The 20,830-nt window shown below is 69.5% G+C and carries 12 protein-coding genes, 3 pseudogenes and 1 other annotated feature; of the genes and pseudogenes, 8 read left to right on the forward strand and 7 right to left on the reverse strand.

All coding sequences use genetic code 11. From position 1 onward, the window contains the following. Positions 1 to 5 precede the first annotated feature (5 nt). Positions 6 to 902 (reverse strand): TIGR03619 family F420-dependent LLM class oxidoreductase, encoded by an 897-nt coding sequence (locus J2S59_RS17980; RefSeq protein WP_306825361.1) that lies wholly within the window; start codon positions 900 to 902, stop codon positions 6 to 8. A gap of 35 nt (positions 903 to 937) precedes the next feature. Beyond that, positions 938 to 3,541, reverse strand: a complete 2,604-nt coding sequence (glgP, locus tag J2S59_RS17985; protein ID WP_068123562.1) for an alpha-glucan family phosphorylase — start codon at positions 3,539 to 3,541, stop codon at positions 938 to 940. Positions 3,542 to 3,630: 89 nt separating this feature from the next. Between glgP and J2S59_RS17990 the strand changes: the two genes are divergently transcribed. The 6 genes and pseudogenes from J2S59_RS17990 to J2S59_RS18015 all read left to right on the forward strand — a co-directional run. Next, the gene (locus J2S59_RS17990; RefSeq protein ID WP_068123559.1) at positions 3,631 to 5,622 is read left to right on the forward strand and encodes an alpha-1,4-glucan--maltose-1-phosphate maltosyltransferase; all 1,992 of its coding nucleotides are present in this window, start codon (positions 3,631 to 3,633) and stop codon (positions 5,620 to 5,622) included. Between the two features lie 32 nt (positions 5,623 to 5,654). Next, the gene (gene treS / locus J2S59_RS17995; RefSeq protein ID WP_068123565.1) at positions 5,655 to 7,406 is read left to right on the forward strand and encodes a maltose alpha-D-glucosyltransferase; all 1,752 of its coding nucleotides are present in this window, start codon (positions 5,655 to 5,657) and stop codon (positions 7,404 to 7,406) included. Continuing rightward, entirely contained in the window at positions 7,406 to 8,857 is a 1,452-nt protein-coding gene (locus J2S59_RS18000; protein WP_068123556.1) for a maltokinase N-terminal cap-like domain-containing protein, read from the forward strand. Before treS ends, J2S59_RS18000 begins: the two co-directional genes overlap by 1 nt. Further along, positions 8,850 to 11,030, forward strand: a complete 2,181-nt coding sequence (gene glgB, locus J2S59_RS18005; protein ID WP_068123552.1) for a 1,4-alpha-glucan branching protein GlgB — start codon at positions 8,850 to 8,852, stop codon at positions 11,028 to 11,030. Before J2S59_RS18000 ends, glgB begins: the two co-directional genes overlap by 8 nt. 10 nt (positions 11,031 to 11,040) lie before the next feature. Further along, positions 11,041 to 11,838 carry an NUDIX domain-containing protein gene (locus J2S59_RS18010; RefSeq protein ID WP_068123550.1) on the forward strand — a complete coding sequence of 266 codons (798 nt, stop codon included), beginning with the start codon at positions 11,041 to 11,043 and terminating at the stop codon, positions 11,836 to 11,838. Positions 11,839 to 12,244: 406 nt separating this feature from the next. Continuing rightward, a pseudogene (locus tag J2S59_RS18015) lies at positions 12,245 to 13,255 on the forward strand (IS110 family RNA-guided transposase); the annotation flags it as partial. Here J2S59_RS18015 and J2S59_RS18020 read toward each other — a convergent pair. The 3 genes and pseudogenes from J2S59_RS18020 to J2S59_RS18030 all read right to left on the reverse strand — a co-directional run. Then, positions 13,234 to 13,551 (reverse strand): annotated as a pseudogene (locus J2S59_RS18020) (transposase); the annotation flags it as partial. The pseudogenes J2S59_RS18015 and J2S59_RS18020 overlap by 22 nt on opposite strands. 1 nt (position 13,552) lies before the next feature. Then, complete coding sequence (locus tag J2S59_RS18025; RefSeq protein ID WP_438361595.1) at positions 13,553 to 14,902, reverse strand: IS30 family transposase; 1,350 nt, start codon at positions 14,900 to 14,902, stop codon at positions 13,553 to 13,555. Positions 14,903 to 15,036: 134 nt separating this feature from the next. Further along, positions 15,037 to 16,013, reverse strand: a pseudogene (locus J2S59_RS18030) (IS3 family transposase); the annotation flags it as partial. Next, positions 15,610 to 15,744, reverse strand: a sequence feature (AL1L pseudoknot). (Overlaps the previous pseudogene by 135 nt.) Here J2S59_RS18030 and J2S59_RS18035 point away from each other — a divergent pair. Both J2S59_RS18035 and J2S59_RS18040 read left to right on the forward strand, forming a co-directional pair. Next, on the forward strand, positions 15,985 to 16,344 hold the full coding sequence (locus J2S59_RS18035; RefSeq protein ID WP_306825363.1) for a hypothetical protein: 360 nt from the start codon (positions 15,985 to 15,987) through the stop codon (positions 16,342 to 16,344). The pseudogene J2S59_RS18030 and the gene J2S59_RS18035 overlap by 29 nt on opposite strands. A 399-nt stretch (positions 16,345 to 16,743) precedes the next feature. Continuing rightward, complete coding sequence (locus tag J2S59_RS18040) at positions 16,744 to 17,979, forward strand: IS110 family RNA-guided transposase (protein ID WP_306824840.1); 1,236 nt, start codon at positions 16,744 to 16,746, stop codon at positions 17,977 to 17,979. 171 nt (positions 17,980 to 18,150) lie between these two features. Here the strand turns inward: J2S59_RS18040 and J2S59_RS18045 are convergent, their stop codons facing one another. Beyond that, positions 18,151 to 19,263, reverse strand: a complete 1,113-nt coding sequence (locus J2S59_RS18045; protein ID WP_068122266.1) for a transposase — start codon at positions 19,261 to 19,263, stop codon at positions 18,151 to 18,153. 540 nt (positions 19,264 to 19,803) lie between these two features. Next, the gene (locus J2S59_RS18050; protein WP_068120848.1) at positions 19,804 to 20,733 is read right to left on the reverse strand and encodes a co-chaperone YbbN; all 930 of its coding nucleotides are present in this window, start codon (positions 20,731 to 20,733) and stop codon (positions 19,804 to 19,806) included. Positions 20,734 to 20,830: the final 97 nt, after the last annotated feature.

Below are 20,830 nucleotides of genomic sequence, written 5' to 3' on the forward strand. Positions count from 1 at the left end.
GCAGGTCACCCGCGCAGCGGGTCCAGGACGTCGCGCTTGAAGCGCTCGAGCCCGTCGATCTTCTGCTCGAGGCTCGCGTCGCGACCGTGGTAGTAGTACCAGGGCTGGGTCATCACCTCGGTGACGCCGCCGACGGCGGCGCGCGCGAAGTCATCCGCCACGAGCGCGTCGTTGAGCGCGACCACGACCTCTGCGCGCGGCGCGTCCGCGTCGCGTAGGGCGGCGAGTCGACCGGCCACCGCGATCGCGTCGTCGGTCGGCATGATGTCGCTGATCCATCCGTCGTGACGCGCTGCCCGACGGATGGCGACGTCCGACAGCCCACCGACGAGGATCGGCACCTCGACCGGCGGCATCGGCCGCATCGTCAACCGCGGTGCTGGGTAGAACGGCCCCTCGCTGCTCACCCACGGCTCGGTCCACAACCGGCGTAGCAGCGCGAGCGCCTCGTCGGTGCGCTTGCCACGCGTGGAGAAGTCCGCCTCCAGGAGCTCGAACTCCTCGCGGCACCACCCCACCCCGACGCCGAGCTTCACCCGCCCGCCGCTGACCACCGCCGCGGTGCCGACCGCCTTCGCCACGACGTACGGGTTGCGCATGGCCGTCACATAGATCGATGTGAAGAACGACAACCGCTGCGTGACCGCGGCGAGGTTGCCGGCCATGACCCAGGGGTCGGGCCACTCCATCGCGGTGTCCCAGCGGCGCTCGCCCGAGGAGCTGTAGGGGTACGGCGTCTCGATGGTCTCGAGGTCGACGACGTGGTCACCCAGACACAGCGCGTCGTAGCCGAGCTCGTCGGCCGCGCGCGCGAGCGGCGCGAGCTCGGCCGTCGGCACGAACGCGGCCACCACGGCGAACCGCAGCAGCTCCGGGGCGACGGCAACGGGGGCGTCAGTCACCGCAGGAACGTATCAGGACAGCTGATCAAACAGGCTCATTCCGCCCAGGTGACGCAGCCCAGCTCAGCGGGAGCGGTGAGCCTCGCGTGCCGCGGCAGCACCCGGACGGTGTAGCCGAACGGTCCGGCGCGGTCGAGTGGAACGGTCGCGGCGTACCGGTGCCGACCGCCCTCGTAGGCCTCCGCGTGCTCCAGCGGCGCGACGACCGGGTCGGCGAGGGTGTCCTCCGTCCCCCGGACCCGCCCATGGACGACCTGCACCTCGACGTCCTCGGGGGCCAACTCCCCCAGCGAGACGTACGCCGTCACGGACAGCTGGTCGCCCACCTGGGCGACGTCGCTGACGCCGGCGGAGTCGACGTGGTCGATGCGGACGCCGTCCCACGCCGAGCGCACCCGGCTCTTCCAGCCCGCGAGCTCGACAGCACCGGCGAAGTCGTGGTTGATGTCCCTGGCCGACCGGGCCGCCGGGACGTAGAGGTCGCGGACGTAGTCGCGCAGCATCCGGGTCGCCAGCACCTTGGGGCCGAGCGACTTCAGCGTGTGCCGCACCATCTCGATCCAGCGCAGCGGCAGGCCGTCGTGGCTGGTGTCGTAGAAGCGCGGCGCGACCTCGTTCTCGATCAGCTCGTAGAGCGCCGTCGCCTCGAGGTCGTCACGCCGGTCGGGGTCCTCGACCCCATCCGCCGACGGGATCGCCCAGCCGTTCTCACCGTCGTACCACTCGTCCCACCAGCCGTCGAGGATCGAGAGGTTCAGTCCGCCATTGAGCGCAGCCTTCATCCCCGAGGTGCCGCAGGCCTCGTAGGGGCGCAGCGGGTTGTTGAGCCACACGTCGCAACCCGGGTAGAGCGGCTGCGCCATGGCGATGTCGTAGTTCGGCAGGAAGACGATCCGGTGACGGACGTCCTCGGCGTCGGCGAAGCGCACGATCTCCTGGATCAACCGCTTGCCGCCCTCGTCGGCCGGGTGGGCCTTGCCGGCGATGACCAGCTGGACGGGGCGCTCGGGGTGCAGCAGCAACGCGCGCAGCCGCTCGGGGTCGCGCAGCATCAAGGTGAGCCGCTTGTAGGAGGGCACGCGCCGGGCGAAGCCGATGGTGAGCACGTCGGGGTCGAGGACGTCGTCGACCCAGCCCAGCTCGGCCGGTGTCGCGCCTCGCTCGCTCCACGACTTGGCCAGCCGACGGCGTACGTCGTGCACGAGACGCTCGCGCAGCTGACGCTTCAGCGACCAGACGACGTCGCCGGGGACCCGGTCCACGACGTCCCAGGCGTCGGGTCCGCCCGCGTCGAGGTCGGCGCCCTCGCGGGCGACGAGCTCCAGCACCTCGCGCGCGACCCAGGTGGGCGCGTGCACGCCGTTGGTGATCGAGCCGATCGGGACCTCGGTCTCGTCGAAGGCCGGCCACAGACCGGAGAACATCCCGCGGCTGACCTCACCGTGCAGCTGCGAGACGCCGTTGGCGCGCTGGGCGAGGCGGAAGCCCATGACCGCCATGTTGAACACGCCCGGGTCGCCGCCGTCGTAGTCCTCGGCACCGAGCGCGAGAAGGCGGTCGGCGGGGACACCGGGCACGGGTCCCTCGCCGTCGGCGAAGTACTGCGCGACGAGGTCGCGGGAGAACCGGTCGATGCCGGCCGGGACCGGCGTGTGGGTGGTGAACACCGTGCCGGCACGGGCAACCTCGACGGCCGCCTCGAAGCTGAGCCCGGGTCCACTCTCGGCAACGGTCAGCTCACGGATGCGCTCCAGGCCGAGGAAGCCGGCGTGGCCCTCGTTGGTATGGAACACCTCCGGCGCCGGGGCGCCGGTGATGCGGCAGTACGCGCGCACGGCGCGGACGCCGCCGATGCCCAGCAGGATCTCCTGGCGGATGCGGTGCTCGGTCGTGCCGCCGTACAACCGGTCGGTCACCTCGCGCAGCTCAGCCGGGTTCTCCTCGAGGTCGGTGTCGAGCAGCAGCAGCGGCACGCGGCCCACCCGCGCGAGGAAGACCCGGGCGGCCAGCGTCTGGCCGCCGGCCATGCCGATCTCGATGCGCACCGGCTCCCCCGGGTCGGTCGAGCCGGTCGAGACCTCGCGCAGCAGCGTCAGCGGCAGCCCGTCGGGGTCGAGGACCGGGTAGCGCTCCTGCTGCCACCCCTCGCGCGACAGCGACTGGCGGAAGTAGCCGTGCCGGTAGAGCAGCCCGACCCCGATGAGGGGTACGCCGAGGTCGCTGGCGGTCTTGAGGTGGTCACCGGCCAGGATCCCCAGGCCCCCGGAGTACTGCGGCAGGACCGCGGTGATGCCGTACTCCGGCGAGAAGTAGGCGATGCCCTGCGGGCCGTCCTCGCCGACGGTGCGCTGGTACCAGCGCGGCGCGTCCAGGTAGTGGCGCAGGTCGGCGGCGGCCGCGTCGAGTCGCTCGAGGAACGCCGCGTCGGTGCTCAGCTCCTCCAGCCGCGCCGAGCCCACCTCGCCCAGCAGTCGGACCGGGTCGCGGCCGGTGGACTCCCACCGCTCGGGGTCGACCGCAGCGAAGACGTCCTGCGTCTCGGGGTGCCACGACCAGCGGAGGTTCCCGGCGAGCTCACCGAGCGCGGCGACCGGCTCGGGCAGGACGGGACGGACGGTGAAGCGACGGATGGCACGCACCGGAGGACCGTAACCCAGATTCGTTGGATCGGTCCAAGTCGGAGCGCCGGCCGCGTTTGCCCGCGATCGGCCCGGGCAGGATGGGCGTCATGGTCGGACGCATCCCCGTCATGGACGTGGCCCCGGTGGTCGAGCTGGGCAGGTACCCCGCGAAAGCCGCCGTCGGCGAACCCTTCACCGTCAGCGCACTGGTCTTCCGGGAGGGACACGACCAGCTCGACGCCGACGTCGTGCTGACCGGACCCGACGGCAAGGACCGGGCGCCGGTGCGGATGCAGCGCGTCGAGGGTGACGACGTCGACCGCTGGGCGGCGACGGTCGTCTGCGACGAGGTCGGTCCGTGGAGCTTCACCATCCGCGCCTGGAGCGACCCGCTGGCCACCTGGGACCACGACGCCGGCATCAAGGTCCCCGCCGGCATCGACGTCGAGCTGATGTTCACCGAGGGCGCACTCCTGCTGGACCGCGTCGCCGACAGCCTGCCCAAGCGCGGCCGCGACCGGCGTACCGTCACCGACGCCGCCAAGGCGCTGCGCGACACCACGCGCCCGCCCGGGGCCCGGCTGAGCGCCTGGGCCGACCCCGCGCTGACCGCCGTCCTGCACGCGCACCCGCTGCGCGACCTGCTCAGCACCGAGGGTCCCTACCCGCTCTTCGCCGACCGCTCCCGCGCGCTGGTCGGCTCCTGGTACGAGTTCTTCCCCCGCTCCGAGGGGGCGTACGTCGACCCGACCACCGGGAAGACGGTCAGCGGCACCTTCCGCACCGCGGCCGAGCGCCTCCACGGCGTGGCCGCGATGGGCTTCGACGTCGTCTACCTCCCCCCGATCCACCCGATCGGCAAGGTCAACCGCAAGGGCCCCAACAACACCCTCACCCCGGGCCCCGACGACGTGGGCTCGCCCTGGGCGATCGGCTCCGACGAGGGGGGCCACGACGCCATCCACCCCGACCTCGGCACGTTCGACGACTTCGACGCCTTCGTCGCGCGGGCCGGAGACCTGGGCCTCGAGATCGCCCTCGACCTCGCGCTCCAGGCAGCACCCGACCACCCCTGGGTGAAGTCCAACCCCGAGTGGTTCACCACGCGCGCCGACGGCTCGATCGCCTACGCGGAGAACCCGCCGAAGAAGTACCAGGACATCTATCCCATCAACTTCGACAACGACCCCGAGGGGATCTACGCCGAGGTGCTGCGGGTGGTGCGGCTGTGGATGGACCACGGCGTGCGCATCTTCCGCGTCGACAACCCGCACACCAAGCCGGTGGCCTTCTGGGAGCGATTGCTCGCCGAGATCCGGGGCACTGACCCCGACGTGGTCTTCTTGTCCGAGGCGTTCACGAAGCCCCCGATGATGCGCGCCCTGGGCACCGTGGGGTTCCACCAGTCCTACACCTACTTCACCTGGCGCACCGGCAAGCAGGAGCTCGGCGACTACCTCACCGAGCTGTCGCAGGAGACCGCGCACGTGCTGCGGCCGAACCTGTTCGTCAACACCCCCGACATCCTCCACGCCTCCCTGCAGTACGGCGGTCCGGCGGCGTTCAAGCTGCGCGCGGTGCTGGCCGCGACCGCGTCGCCGAGCTGGGGCGTGTACGCCGGCTACGAGCTCTTCGAGCACGTGGCGGTCCGTCCCGGCAGCGAGGAGTACCTCGACTCGGAGAAGTACCAGATCCGCATCCGCGACTGGGAGTCCGCCGAGGCCGAGGGTCGCTCCCTCGCGCCGTACCTGCGCCGCCTCAACGAGATCCGGCGTGCGCACCCGGCGCTGCAGCAGCTGCGCAACCTGCACGTCCACGGCAGTGACGACGACGCGATCCTGGTGTTCAGCAAGACCGACCTGGGTGACACCAGCGACGAGCGCGACACCGTGATCGTCGTGGTCAACGTCGACCCGCACGCGACTCGCGAGACCACCGTCCACCTCGACCTTCCGGCGCTGGGCATGGAGTGGGACGAGGGCTTCGCCGTCCATGACGAGCTCAGTGGCCAGACCTGGCACTGGAGCGCGCACAACTACGTGCGCCTCGATCCCCACCACGAGCCCGCCCACGTCCTGACGGTCAGGAGGACCCGTTGATCTCGACAAGCTCGATCGGCAAGGAAGGCTCGATCGGCAAGGAAGGCCCGGTCGGCCAGGGCGGTGGGAGTCAGGTGCTGGGCGAGGAGCCCGAGTGGTTCAAGACCGCCGTCTTCTACGAGGTCCTCGTCCGCACCTTCTACGACTCCGACGGCGACGGCGTCGGTGACTTCGTCGGGCTGACGGAGAAGCTCGACTACCTGCAGTGGCTCGGCGTCGACTGCCTGTGGGTGCCGCCGTTCTTCACCTCCCCCCTGCGTGACGGCGGCTACGACGTCGCCGACTACACGGGCGTCCTGCCGGAGGTCGGCACGATCGACGACTTCCAGGCCTTCCTCGACGCCGCTCACAGCCGCGGCATCCGCGTGATCATCGACTTCGTCATGAACCACACCAGCGACCAGCACCCGTGGTTCCAGGCCTCGCGCACCGACCCCGAGGGCGAGTACGGCGACTTCTACGTCTGGTCCGACACCGACGAGCTCTACTCCGAGGCACGGATCATCTTCGTCGACACCGAGCCGTCGAACTGGACCTGGGACCCGGTGCGCCAGCAGTACTTCTGGCACCGGTTCTTCCATCACCAGCCGGACCTGAACTTCGACAACCCCAAGGTCCACGACGCGATGCTCGAGGCGCTGTCGTTCTGGCTCGACATGGGCATCGACGGGTTCCGCCTCGACGCGGTGCCCTACCTCTACGAGCGTCCCGGCACCAACGGCGAGAACCTCCCCGAGACCCACGAGTTCCTCAAGAAGGTCCGTCGCTACGTCGACGAGCACTACCCGGGCCGGGTGCTCCTGTGCGAGGCCAACCAATGGCCGGCCGACGTCGTGGAGTACTTCGGTGACTTCGAGGTCGGCGGCGACGAGTGCCACATGGCCTTCCACTTCCCGGTGATGCCGCGCATCTTCATGGGCGTACGCCGCGAGTCGCGCTTCCCGATCTCCGAGATCATGGCGCAGACCCCGGCCATCCCCTCGGGCTGCCAGTGGGGCATCTTCCTGCGCAACCACGACGAGCTGACCCTCGAGATGGTCACCGACGAGGACCGCGACTACATGTGGGGCGAGTACGCCAAGGACCCGCGCATGAAGGCCAACATCGGCATCCGCCGGCGCCTGGCCCCGCTGCTCGACAACGACATCAACCAGATGGAGCTCTTCACCGCGCTGCTGCTGTCGCTGCCGGGCTCGCCGGTGCTCTACTACGGCGACGAGATCGGCATGGGCGACAACATCTGGCTCGGCGACCGCGACGGCGTGCGTACGCCGATGCAGTGGACGCCCGACCGCAACGCCGGATTCTCGAAGGCGACGCCCGGCAAGCTGCACCTGCCGGTCAACCAGGACCCGGTGTTCGGCTACCAGCGCGTCAACGTCGAGACCGAGCTGGACAACCCGTCCTCGCTGCTGCACTGGACCCGGCGGATGATCCACGCCCGGCGCGACCACCCGGCCTTCGGCCTCGGCGACTTCACCGACCTGGGCGGCTCGAACCCCAGCGTCCTGTCCTACATCCGTCACCACGTCGCACCCGATGGGACCGAGGACATCGTGTTGTGCGTCAACAACCTCTCGCGGTTCCCGCAGCCGGTCGAGCTGGACCTGCGCCGGTTCGAGGGGCGCGTCCCGATCGAGCTGCTCGGCGGCGTGCGCTTCCCCGCGATCGGTGAGCTGCCCTACCTCCTGACGCTCGGCGCCTACGGCTTCTACTGGTTCCGCATCCCGACCGACGACGCCCCCGACCCGACGTACGGCATCCCCGCTGGAGGGATCGACTGATGACACAGACCCCGCAACGACACACCCGTGAGGACCAGATCGGCGGCTACCTCGCCGGCGCCCGCTGGTTCGGCGGCAAGGGTCGTCCGTTCGAGGTCACCGACGTGACCCGCCTGGCCGTCCTCGAGGGTGAGCGATCGGTCGCGATCGACGTGGTCACCGTGACGTACGGCGACGGCCGCGAGGGCGCGAGCGCCGAGTGGGAGCAGTACCAGCTCCCACTGAGCCTGGTCGCCGACTCCGACCCCGCGCTCGACCACGCGTTCGTCGGATGGTGGGAGGACCCGGACCTGGGCTGGGTCCACGCCTACGACGCCGCCCACGACCGGCAGGCTTGCGCCCAGCTGCTGCAGGGGTTCGCCGACGAGCAGACCGTCGACCGCATCGGATTCCACCGGCTCCCCGGTCACGACCTCGACACCGACGTGCACTCCAGCCCGTTCACCGGCGAGCAGTCCAACACCTCGATCGCCTTCGGCGAGGACAGCCTGCTCAAGATCTTCCGCAAGCTCTCCCCCGGCCGGAACCCCGACATCGACATCCACAGGGTGCTGACCGAGGCCCAGTGCCCGCACATCGCCCACCTCTACGGCTGGATCGAGGCCACCTCGACGCGCACCGGCGAGCCCGTCCACCTGGCGATGCTCCAGCAGTTCCTGCGCACCGCGACCGACGGCTGGGACCTGGCCTGCGCGAGCGTGCGCGACCTGTTCGCCGAGGCCGACCTGCACGCCGATGAGGTCGGTGGCGACTTCGCCGCGGAGTCGGCCCGGCTCGGCGAGGCGCTGGCGGAGGTCCACGCCACGTTGGCGGCGCACTTCGAGACCGAGACGTGGGATGCCGACGAGCTCGGCCGCCTGGCCGACGCGATGGCCGAGCGCCTCGACGCGGCGGCCGCCGCCGTGCCCTACCTCACCAAGGTCGCCCCGGCGATCCACTCCGTGCTGGGTCGCGTCCGCGAGCTCGACCAGCCATTGACCGCCCACCGGGTCCACGGCGACCTGCACCTCGGTCAGACCCTGCGCACCGTCTTCGGCTGGAAGGTCGTCGACTTCGAGGGCGAGCCCGCCAAGGCACTGGCCGAGCGGGTCCTGCCCGACTCCCCCTGGCGCGACGTCGCCGGCATGCTGCGGTCGTTCGACTACGCCGCCCACGCCGTCGTCGCCGACATGGCGCCCGGCACCGAGGAGGGACGCCAGCAGCTCGAGTACCGCGCCCAGGAGTGGGCCGAGCGCAACCGGGGCACCTTCCTCGGTGCGTACGCCGCGGCGGCCGGCTTCTCCGTCCCCCTCCCCCCGGAGGCGCAGCTGCTGCTCGCCGCCTACGAGGCCGACAAGGCGGTCTACGAGGCGATCTACGAAGCCCGCAACCGGCCCACCTGGGTCGGCATCCCGATGGCGGCCCTGGAGCGGATCGCCGCGCTCGCCGAGCGGAAGGACGACGATGCCTGAGCCCGTGCAGGTCCCCCACGAGGAGCTCGAGGCGCTCGCGGCCGGTGAGCACCGCGGTCCCCATGGCGTCCTCGGCGCCCACCCGCACGACGGCGGCGTGACGATCCGTGCCCTGCGGCCGTCCGCCCACTCCGTCGCCGTGGTGCACGACGGCACGAGCGTCCCGATGGCCCATGAGCACGCCGGCGTGTGGGTCGCGACGATCGAGGCCGAGACCGTCCCCGACTACCGGCTGGAGGTCGACTACGGCTCCGGTGCGCACACCGTCGACGACCCCTACCGCTTCCTGCCCACACTCGGCGAGGTCGACCTGCACCTGGTCAACGAGGGCCGCCACGAGCAGCTGTGGACCGTGCTCGGTGCGCACGTGCGGCGCTACGACGGACCGGCCGGTCCCGTGGTCGGCACCTCCTTCGCCGTGTGGGCGCCGGCGGCGCGCGGCGTACGCGTCAAGGCGGACTTCAACGGCTGGGACGGCCGCGAGCACCCGATGCGCCAGCTCGGCACCTCCGGCGTGTGGGAGCTCTTCGTCCCCGACGTCGGGAAGGGCGCGCGCTACAAGTACGCCATCCTCGGCGCCGACGGAGTCTGGCGCGACAAGGCCGACCCGATGGCCTACGCCACCCAGGTGCCGCCGGAGACCGCCTCGGTCGTCTTCGAGTCCGAGTACACCTGGGGCGACGACGCGTGGATGACGCAGCGTGCGTCGGCCTCGCACCACGACCGCCCGATGTCGGTCTACGAGGTGCACCTCGGGTCCTGGCGCCGCGACCGCACCTACGAGCAGCTGGCCGACGAGCTGACGGCGTACGTCACCGAGATGGGCTTCACCCACGTGGAGTTCATGCCCGTCATGGAGCACCCGTTCGGTGGGTCGTGGGGCTACCAGGTGACGTCGTACTTCGCGCCGACCGCGCGCTTCGGCGACCCCGACGGGCTGCGACTGCTGATCGACCGGCTCCACCAAGCCGGCATCGGTGTCATCGTCGACTGGGTGCCCGCGCACTTCCCCAAGGACGAGTTCGCCCTCGCGCGCTTCGACGGCACACCGCTCTACGAGGATCCCAACCCCACCCGCGGCGAGCACCCCGAGTGGGGCACGCTCATCTTCAACTTCGGCCGCCGCGAGGTGCGCAACTTCCTCGTCGCCAACGCGCTGTACTGGCTGGAGGTCTTCCACGTCGACGGCCTGCGCGTCGACGCGGTCGCCTCGATGCTCTACCTCGACTACTCGCGCGAGCCCGGCGAGTGGACGCCCAACGTCCACGGCGGGCGGGAGAACCTCGAGGCGGTGCACTTCCTGCAGGAGATGAACGCCACCGTCTACAAGCGCGTGCCCGGTGCCGTCACGATCGCCGAGGAGTCGACCTCGTGGCCCGGCGTCACGAAGCCGACGAGCGCCGACGGCCTCGGCTTCGGGCTGAAGTGGAACATGGGCTGGATGCACGACAGCCTGGGCTACCTGCGTGCCGACCCGGTCCACCGCAGCCACGTCCACGGACAGATGACCTTCTCGCTGGTCTATGCGTGGTCGGAGAACTACGTCCTGCCGCTGAGCCACGACGAGGTCGTGCATGGCAAGGGCTCCCTGCTGCGCAAGATGCCCGGCGACCGGTGGCAGCAGCTGGCCAACCTGCGCGCCTACCTCGGCTTCATGTGGGGCCACCCGGGCAAGCAGCTGCTGTTCATGGGCGGCGAGATTGGCCAGGAGTCGGAGTGGGCGGAGGCCGGCGAGCTCGACTGGTGGCTGCTCGACCACCCCGAGCACCGCGGCATGCGCGACCTGGTCCGCGACCTCAACACCCGCTACGCCGCGACCCCGGCGCTGTGGAGCCGCGACCACGAGCCGGAGGGCTTCAGCTGGCTGGACGCCAACGACGCCTCGCGCAACGTGTTCGCCTTCGTGCGCTGGGGCGACAACGGCGCTCCCCTCGTCTGCGTCACCAACTTCTCCGCGATCCCGCACCACGGCTACCGCCTGGGACTGCCGAGCGCGGGTCGCTGGACCGAGGTACTCAACACCGACGCCGAGATCTACGCAGGCTCAGGCGTCGGCAACCTCGGCGAGGTTGTCGCGCACCCCGGTGAACACGCGGGCCAGCCGGCGTACGCCGACCTCGTCCTGCCGCCGCTGGCCACGCTCTGGCTGACCCCGGCAGACCCTGCACCGTAGGCTCGAGGACGTGAGTGATCATCGCGTCTGGCTCGACCCGATCGGCAACGGCGTCGCCCGGGTGAGCTGGTCGGCCGACCTGACCCGCGCCCCGTTCAACGAGGCCGCCGGCGCCGTACGCCGCGAGGTCGAGCGGGCGCTCGGCGACCTCAAGCAGGCGCGCGTCGAGGCTCTGGTGGACCCCGACGACGAGGTCTCGCTGCGCATCGCCACCTGGGCGGGACTCCACCGCGAGGGCATCATGCGCGGCATCCACGAGGGCACGGCCGGTCCGACCGATCGCGCCGACCGCGTCGTCCTCGCCCGCCTGGAGACCGACGTCCCCCTCTCGGAGTCCGGCGGCTTCCGCGGCCTGCTGAACTCGTTCCTGCCGCGCAAGCGGGCGATCGCCCAGCTGCTCATCCGCGACCCCGACGAGCGCGTGCTGATGTGTCAGCTGACCTACAAGACCGACTGGGACCTGCCCGGCGGGGTCGTGGAGGTCGGTGAGTCCCCTCGGCTCGCAGTCGCCCGCGAGGTCAGCGAGGAGCTCGCGCTCGACCTCGCCGTCGACCGGCTGCTGCTCACCGACTGGCTGCCGGCCTGGGGCGGCTGGGACGACGCTGTCTGCCTGGTCTTCGACGGCGGCGTCCACGACACCGATGTCCTCGAGCAGGTCGTCCGTCAGGAGCGCGAGATCAAGTCGGTCCGGTTCTGCGCTCCCGACGAGGTGCGCGAGCGCGCCACGGACTTCACCGCTCGCCGGGTCGAGGCGGCGTTGGCCAGCCTGCGGGGCGAGGGGCCGGGCTACACCGAATCCGGGCGCTGACGCACCGGTCGTCGAGTGCCCCGAACGGAGTGAGGGGTGTATCGAGCTCTTTGGTGGCTTCGCTCACCGATGCGTGGGGGGAAGGTTCCGCGGGGGTTGGGGCCGGTCGGCGGGGGTCTTCCGCTGAGTACTGCTGAGGATCACACTGGGGGGTGTGTCGCGGTCCGCAGCCGTTTGTCTCTAGCGCCACTGCCTCGACCCTGCAGGGCGGGGCGGAGCCTGTTATCGAGCTTGGCGCGGAGGGTCTCCGCGGGAACCGCGGATTGTCGCCATCGAGCACGTCTTACAGACTTCGTCTGACCTCTGGCCCTCCCCGCGGCACACGCCTGTCCACATCACTGCTCGACAGCGCCACTGGCATTGCTGGCGTTGGTGGCGTTGTCGGCGCCGGGTCCTAGGGGATGTCATGGAAGTCATTCACTCGCGTTGCGCCGGGATCGATATCGGCAAGAAGAGCGCGAAAGTGTGCGTGCGTGTCCAGGGTTCGGGTGCTCGCGCCACGAGCACCGAGGTCAGCGACTGGGGATCGATGACTCGCGAGATCTTGGATCTGCGCCAGTACCTGATCGCCGAGCAGGTCAGTTGCGTGCTGATGGAGTCCACCAGCGACTACTGGAAGCCCTACTACTACCTGCTCGAGGACGCCGGGTTCGAGTTGATCTTGGCCAACGCCGGCCACGTCAAGAACATCCCGGGTCGCAAGAGTGACGTCTCCGATGCTGTGTGGTTGGCCGACCTGGCCGCGCACGGTCTGGTGCGTGCTTCGTTCGTGCCCCCGCCGCAGGTTCGACAACTTCGTGACCTCACCCGGACTCGCACGATCATCGCCCGTGAGCGGGTCCGTGAGACCACCCGGTTGGAGAAGCGGCTGGAATCACCCGGGATCAAGCTCTCGGTCGTGGCCTCGAACCTCAACGGTGTCTCGGCCCGTCGGATGCTCAAAGCCCTCGTGGCTGGTGAGCGTGATCCCGAGGTCCTGGCGGACCTGGCTTTGGGCACGATGCGCGCCAAGCGAGACCAGCTCATCGACGCCCTCACCGGCCGGTTCAGCGATCACGACGCGTTCATGATCGGTCTGCACCTGGACCGCATCGAACAACACGACCAAGCCATCGCCACCCTCGATGAGCGGATCGAGGTGATGATCGAACCCTTTCGGCATCTCCGCGACCTGCTGATCACCATTCCCGGGGTCTCGGTGATCGTGGCCGATGTGATCATCGCCGAGACCGGCGGCGACATGAGCAACTTCCCCTCCCCAGCACACCTAGCGGCCTGGGCGGGGGTCGCGCCGGGCCAGAACGAGTCCGCAGGCCGCAAGAAACAGGGCACGACTCGCCCCGGGGACTCCTACCTCAAAGGCGCGCTTGAAGCGCCCCAGGTTCTCCGCCGCTCCTATACGGGTTGCGGCTCTCGGTTGAGGGCCGCGTAGTGGGCTTGCTCGAACTCCACTGGGGTCATCATCCCAAGAGAGCCATGCAGGCGTCGGTTGTTGTACCAATCGACCCATCCAGCGGTGGCGTACTCGACGTCTCCGATGCTCCGGTAGGGGCCGGCGTGGAAGACCGTTGTGCGGACGCACTCGGTCTTGTACAGCCCGATCACGCACTCCATCAGGGCGTTGTCGTAGGCATCGGCAACAGACCCGATCGAGGGCCGGATCCCTTCCTCGGCGAGGTGCTCAGTGAACGCGATCGATGTGTATTGCTTGGGTTCAACCGGTCGATGCAACACCGGGTTGTTGCAGGGAGCGTAGTTGTTCCTCGAACACCTCAGCAGGTGTCTTCCACCCGAGGATCTTGCGGGGCCGATTGTTGAGCGCGTGAGCGACGGCCTCGAGGTCCTCAGCGGACCAGCGGGACAGGTCCGTGCCCTTGGGGAAGTACTGGCGCAGCAGGCCGTTGGTGTTCTCGTTGGTCGGCCGCTGCCACGGCGAGTGGGGGTCGGCGAAGAACACCTTGGTGCCGGTCTCCAACGCGAACTGCGCGTGACCCGAAAGCTCTTTGCCGCGATCCCAGGTCAGGGTCTTGCGCAGTTGCTCGGGCAGCTTGGTCATTGACGCCGTCAGCGCGGCGTTCATCGCGACGGCGCCGTAGCCACCGAGCGCCGGTCCGTTCTTCACGTACGGCCTCTCACCCCACCCCTCCACCCGCGGCAGGTGCACCAAGAGCGTTGAGCGACTGCTGCGCTCCACGATCGTCCCGATCGCCGACCGACCGGTTCCGATGATCAGGTCGCCTTCCCAGTGACCAGGGACGGCACGGTCCGCGGCTTCGGCTGGACGCTCGCTGAGGACCACGTCAGCGGTCACGTGCCCCTGCGCCTTGTTGCGCGACCTGGCCCGCGGCTGTCGTAGCGCGCGACCGGTGCGCAGACACGTGACCAGCTCGCGCTTGAGCGCACCACGGCCCTCGATGAACAGCGACTGGTAGATCGCCTCGTGGCTGATGCGCATGGACTCATCATCGGGGAAGTCGACCTTCAACCGCTGCGCGATCTGCTCCGGGCTCCACGCCAACGACCAACGCCTGTCGGCCCGGTGCGGCTTGTTCAGCCCCTTCCACGCCGGCGGCGTCGGGCCCGGAACGATCGTGCCGTCGGGCCGGCGGACGTTGCCTGCGAGCCGGTCTCGGACGTACTCCCGCAGCCGCGGGTTCTCGACGAGCTTCGCGGTCTTGGGGCGCTTCGCGGCCTGCTGTGCCTTCCACTGGGCCACGGTGGCCCGGTACTCCTGCTTCCCGCTACGAGTCGCGGCATTGCGGCGCAGCTCCCGCGAGATCGTCCCGGGGTCACGGCCGATCGCGCGGGCGATCTCGCGAACGCCCTTGTCCTGGGCGCGCAGGATGGCGATCTCCTCGCGTTCCTCGAAGCTCAGGTAGCGGCCGGTGGGCTCGGTCAGTGCGATCGGCGGCATGCCGCCAGCGTGGCGAAACCAGCGGGCCCCGACCGGCACTGACACGCCGACCGCCAGGGCCGCCTCTGCCGAGGTGATGCCGGTGGCGATCAGCCGCCAGAACTGCCGTTGCACCACACGGGACGGGTCCGGCCGACCGGGCGAGCGCATCGCCGGGCGCAGCGCCCGGTCAGCACGCCACTGCCGGCGAAGCTCCTCGGGCGCATCGCTGGTCTTCCTGCTCCAGTCCGCGGTCGCCATCCTCGAACACCTCCAAACTCAAGGTGTTGCGACGACTGGTTGATTCCGCCTTGCGACCCGGCGTCGGCGTGACCAATGAGCTCACCGGGCACCACAGGGTGGCCTTCGCGGTCGCGTTGCCACAGTGCCATCCGCAGCGGGACGTCGACCAGCTCGACGGCCTTGGTCGGTGCGACGTTCCAAGCAACGATCTTCTGAGCGAACACGTCGAGGATGAACGCGACATAGACGAACCCCGCCCAGGTGCGGACGTAGGTGAAGTCCATGACCCAGGTCCGGTTCGGTGCGGGGGCGGTGAAGTCCCGATCAAGGAGGTCGCCGGCCCGTTTGCCGTCCTTGGCAGGGATGGTGGTCCGGATGCCCTTGGAGCGTCGGATCCCTTGCAGGGACAGGGATCTCATCGCCCGGTCCACCGCGCCGGGCGACGCGTCGGGGCTGGTGCGCTGGACGAGCGCGGTCATCTTGCGACGCCCGTACAAACCCTCCGGGGTCATCCGCCGTACGCCCTCGTGGTCGACCGTCCAGGCCAGGTCACGGACCAGGTTGGTGACGCTGGCGTCGGTGACCGTGCGGGCGGCAACGGGTCGGTTGGTGCGTGCCCAGTCGCGGTAGGTCCGCGCGGCGATCTGGCAGCCCTGCTCACGCAGGACCCGACAGATCGACTCGACCGCGTGGCCTTCGGTGCGCATCTCGTCGATGAACGCGACGATCAGCGGTTGCGGGGGTCGAGTTCCCCCGCGAAGAAAATTGAGGCCCGTCGGAGGATCTCGTTGTCCTCCTCGAGCCGGCGGACCTTGGCCTTCAGCTCCTTGATCTCAGCCAGCTCCTCGCTGGTCGCGCCCTGGCGCTGCCCGCCGTCGATCTGAGCCTGGACGACCCACCGGCGGACGGTCTCCTTGCCCAGCCCCTCGCGTCGGGCAACGGACTCGGCGGCCGCGGTCAGCGACGGGTACTCCGGCAAGTGCTCCAGCACCTGCCGCACGCACCGCTCCTTGACCGCGGGATCGATCTTCTTCGGCATGCTGCCATCCTCTCGAACTCAAAAGGATGCGGCATCAAACCTGGGGCGCTTCACGCTCGGAAGCGCAGCGCTCGCTGCGTCCAAAAGCAAGAACACCTACCTGGCCGCCCGCTATCGCCGCATCGCTGCCCGCCGCGGACGCCTACGGGCCATCGTCGCGATCGAGCGTTCCATCCTGACCTCGGTCTGGCACATGCTCACCGACGACGTCGCCTATCGCGATCTCGGCGCTGATCACTACCAGCTCAGCCACCCCGACCAGATCAAACGACGAGCCCTCAAACAACTACGCGCACTCGGCCTCGAGGTCGAACTACGACCAGCCAGCTGACCCGAGGCCCCACGACACTCACGGGAACCTTCCTTACAGCTCTTTGGTGGCTTCGCTCACCGATGCGTGGGGGGAAGGTTCCGCGGGGGTTGGGGCCGGTCGGCGGGGGTCTTCCGCTGAGTACTGCTGAGGATCACACTGGGGGGTGTGTCGCGGTCCGCAGCCGTTTGTCTCTAGCGCCACTGCCTCGACCCTGCAGGGCGGGGCGGAGCCTGTTATCGAGCTTGGCGCGGAGGGTCTCCGCGGGAACCGCGGATTGTCGCCATCGAGCACGTCTTACAGACTTCGTCTGACCTCTGGCCCTCCCCGCGGCACACGCCTGTCCACATCACTGCTCGACAGCGCCACTGGCATTGCTGGCGTTGGTGGCGTTGTCGGCGCCGGGTCCTAGGGGATGTCATGGAAGTCATTCACTCGCGTTGCGCCGGGATCGATATCGGCAAGAAGAGCGCGAAAGTGTGCGTGCGTGTCCAGGGTTCGGGTGCTCGCGCCACGAGCACCGAGGTCAGCGACTGGGGATCGATGACTCGCGAGATCTTGGATCTGCGCCAGTACCTGATCGCCGAGCAGGTCAGTTGCGTGCTGATGGAGTCCACCAGCGACTACTGGAAGCCCTACTACTACCTGCTCGAGGACGCCGGGTTCGAGTTGATCTTGGCCAACGCCGGCCACGTCAAGAACATCCCGGGTCGCAAGAGTGACGTCTCCGATGCTGTGTGGTTGGCCGACCTGGCCGCGCACGGTCTGGTGCGTGCTTCGTTCGTGCCCCCGCCGCAGGTTCGACAACTTCGTGACCTCACCCGGACTCGCACGATCATCGCCCGTGAGCGGGTCCGTGAGACCACCCGGTTGGAGAAGCGGCTGGAATCACCCGGGATCAAGCTCTCGGTCGTGGCCTCGAACCTCAACGGTGTCTCGGCCCGTCGGATGCTCAAAGCCCTCGTGGCTGGTGAGCGTGATCCCGAGGTCCTGGCGGACCTGGCTTTGGGCACGATGCGCGCCAAGCGAGACCAGCTCATCGACGCCCTCACCGGCCGGTTCAGCGATCACGACGCGTTCATGATCGGTCTGCACCTGGACCGCATCGAACAACACGACCAAGCCATCGCCACCCTCGATGAGCGGATCGAGGTGATGATCGAACCCTTTCGGCATCTCCGCGACCTGCTGATCACCATTCCCGGGGTCTCGGTGATCGTGGCCGATGTGATCATCGCCGAGACCGGCGGCGACATGAGCAACTTCCCCTCCCCAGCACACCTAGCGGCCTGGGCGGGGGTCGCGCCGGGCCAGAACGAGTCCGCAGGCCGCAAGAAACAGGGCACGACTCGCCCCGGGGACTCCTACCTCAAAGGCGCGCTCGGAAGCGCAGCGCTCGCTGCGTCCAAAAGCAAGAACACCTACCTGGCCGCCCGCTATCGCCGCATCGCTGCCCGCCGCGGACGCCTACGGGCCATCGTCGCGATCGAGCGTTCCATCCTGACCTCGGTCTGGCACATGCTCACCGACGACGTCGCCTATCGCGATCTCGGCGCTGATCACTACCAGCTCAGCCACCCCGACCAGATCAAACGACGAGCCCTCAAACAACTACGCGCACTCGGCCTCGAGGTCGAACTACGACCAGCCAGCTGACCCGAGGCCCCACGACACTCACGGGAACCTTCCTTACAGACGCCGACCATCGAAGCGCACCTCGCGGTCGGGGTCTCGATACAGCCGGTCGCCAGCTCGTCCCTCGCTGGCGCGGCCACTCGACCTGCCCTCGCGACGCGGACCGCTCGCACCTCGCGGCCGGGGACGCTCCTATGTTGCGTCAAGGCCTTTGCGGGGGTTCTCGAGGAGCCGGTAGAGGTCTCTGGCGATGTAGCGCTTGAGGCAGCGTCGGATCTCGCGGGGGTTCTTGCCTTCGCGGGTGCGGCGTTCGGTGTAGGCGCGGGTGGCGGGGTCGTGGCGTTGGCGGGTGATGGCGATGGTGTGCAGGGCGCAGTTCAGGCGTCGGTCGCCGTAGGGGTTGAGCCGGTGGCGGGTATGGATCTGGCCGCTGGTGGCCTCGATCGGGCTGGTGCCCGCGAGTTTGGCGAAAGCTGCTTCGGAATGGATCCGGCCGGCGTAGCCCCACGCGCAGAGCACGGTCGCGGCCACGATTGGTCCGACACCGGGTTGGGCGAGCAGGTCAGGGCGCCAGGAGCGCACCAGGGCACGGATCTGGCGTTCGTGCGCCTCGGCTTCGGCGGTGAGGGCCTGGATGCGTTGGGCCCAGGTCTTCAAGCACGCCACGGTCGTGGCGGTCTCGACATCGACGTTGGCCCACGCAGCGGTGGTGCGCAACGACGCAGCCTTCGCGATCAGGGCTTTGGCTTTCAACCCCCGCAGCCGAGCACGCACGGGTTCGGGTGCGGTCAGCACCGCGGAGAACAGTTGCCGGCGCGCATCACTAGCGGCTTGAACCGCGGAGCGGCGGATCGCCAGCCGGGTCGCCAACGCCTGGCGGGTCGCAGCATGGTCAGGGTCGGGGCCGCCACCACGTGGGGTGGCGAGCCGGGCCCGTGCCAGGGCTTCGCGGGCGGCCCGGATCGCATCGGTCGGGTCTGACTTCACCCCGCCGCGACGCGCAGCACGCTCGGGCCGGTCGAGCTCGATGACGAACTCCTCAGCGCCGGAGAGGTGGACCGCGAGTCCACGGCCGTGGCTGGCGGTGCCCTCGATCGCCCACGCACGCAGCGCGCCGTGTTCCTCTGCGACCTGGTCGGCGAACTCGACGAGCTCGGCATAGCCCTCGCCGGTGGCCTCGATCGTGATCTGGGCCAACACGCCGCCGGTGCGGGCATCGACGGCTGCGGCGGCATGGGTCTGGACGTGGGTGTCGACACCGATGACGACATCGACAACCTCGGACAGTTTCAGCACACTTGTCACTGCGTTCTCCTTGAACCGGGGACGTGGACGGTTCCGGTCCTCGGCGGAGATTCAGCAGGACTGTGATGGGACACGTGCGGTGGGTGAACACCGCACGGTCAAGCTCCTGATCAGGCCATCACTCCGTTGAGGACCGGGGCCGGCAACCAGCAGCGGACAAGTCCAGAGAAAGGCACGAAGCCGGTCTCGATACGGGTCACACCGCTAGTTGCCAGCCCTACCTCACCACCCGAGGGCGGCTACGGAGAAGACTCACAGTCTCGATACAGCCGGTCGCCAGCTCGTCCCTCGCTGGCGCGGCCACTCGACCTGCCCTCGCGACGCGGACCGCTCGTTCCTCGCGGTCGGGGTCTCGATACAGCCGGTCGCCAGCTCGTCCCTCGCTGGCGCGGCCACTCGACCTGCCCTCGCGACGCGGACCGCTCGCACCTCGCGGCCGGGGTCTCGATACAGCCGGTCGCCAGCTCGTCCCTCGCTGGCGCGGCCACTCGACCTGCCCTCGCGACGCGGACCGCTCGTTCCTCGCGGTCCGCTGCTCGGTCAAAACAGGGCGGAAGCGAGGTTCTGGCGGGCGCGCAGGACGCGGGGGTCGTCGTTGCCGACGGCGGCGAGCAGGTCGAGCAGGTGCTGGCGGGCCTTGTCACGGTCGTCGCCGGCCGTGCGGCGGACCAGGTCGATGAGCCGGTTGAAGGCGTCGTCGACGTGGCCCCCGAGGAGGTCGAGGTCGGCGACGAGGGTCTGGGCGGCGAGGTCGGTGGGGTTCTGCGCGGCCTGCTCGCGGGCGGCGTTGAGATCGACGCCCTGGGTGCGCTGCAGGACCTTCGCCATCGCGAGCCGGGCGGCGGCCTCGGCGTCTGCCGGGTTGGCGTCGACGAGGCGCTGGTACTCCGCCACGGCGGCGTCGGCGTCACCGGCCATGAGCGCGTCCTCGGCGGCGGCGAAACGCGGGTCGGTCTCGGGCTCCTCGCCCTCCTCGGCCGGTGCGGCGCCGCGGGGCTGGTGTCGCCCGGACACGCCCTGGGCGGTGATCTGCTGGATGAGCTGGCCCATGGCGGTGCGCAGCTCCTCGAGCGGCACGATGTCCTGGAACAGTGGCTGCGGGCGCCCCTGCAGCACCAGCGCCACGAGCGGGATCGACGGGATCTGCATGGCCTGCGCGATCTGCGGCGCGGCGTCGATGTCGACCTTCGCGACCAGGATCCGGCCGTCGAGCTCGTTGCCGACCGTCTCGAGGTCGTCGGCGAGCTGCGCGCTCTCGGGCATCCGCGAGGCGGAGTAGAAGACCAGGACGACCGGCGCGGTCATCGAGCTCTCCAGGACCTCCTGGAAGTTCTGCTCGTCCACCTGCACGGCGTACGCCGAGCCGCCACCCCCTCCCCCTGCGGGCGCCGCGCCACCCGCGGGCGGGGCGGGGCGCTTGAGCGCGGAGAGGTCGATCGCACCGGGACGGGAGAACGGCTGCTGGCTCATGCCCCAATCTTGCCGGATGCTCAGGCGAGCTCAGCCACCCCGACCAGATCAAACGACGAGCCCTCAAACAACTACGCGCACTCGGCCTCGAGGTCGA

Origin of the sequence: Nocardioides massiliensis (assembly GCF_030811215.1) — a bacterium.
Taxonomy (GTDB): domain Bacteria; phylum Actinomycetota; class Actinomycetes; order Propionibacteriales; family Nocardioidaceae; genus Nocardioides_A; species Nocardioides_A massiliensis.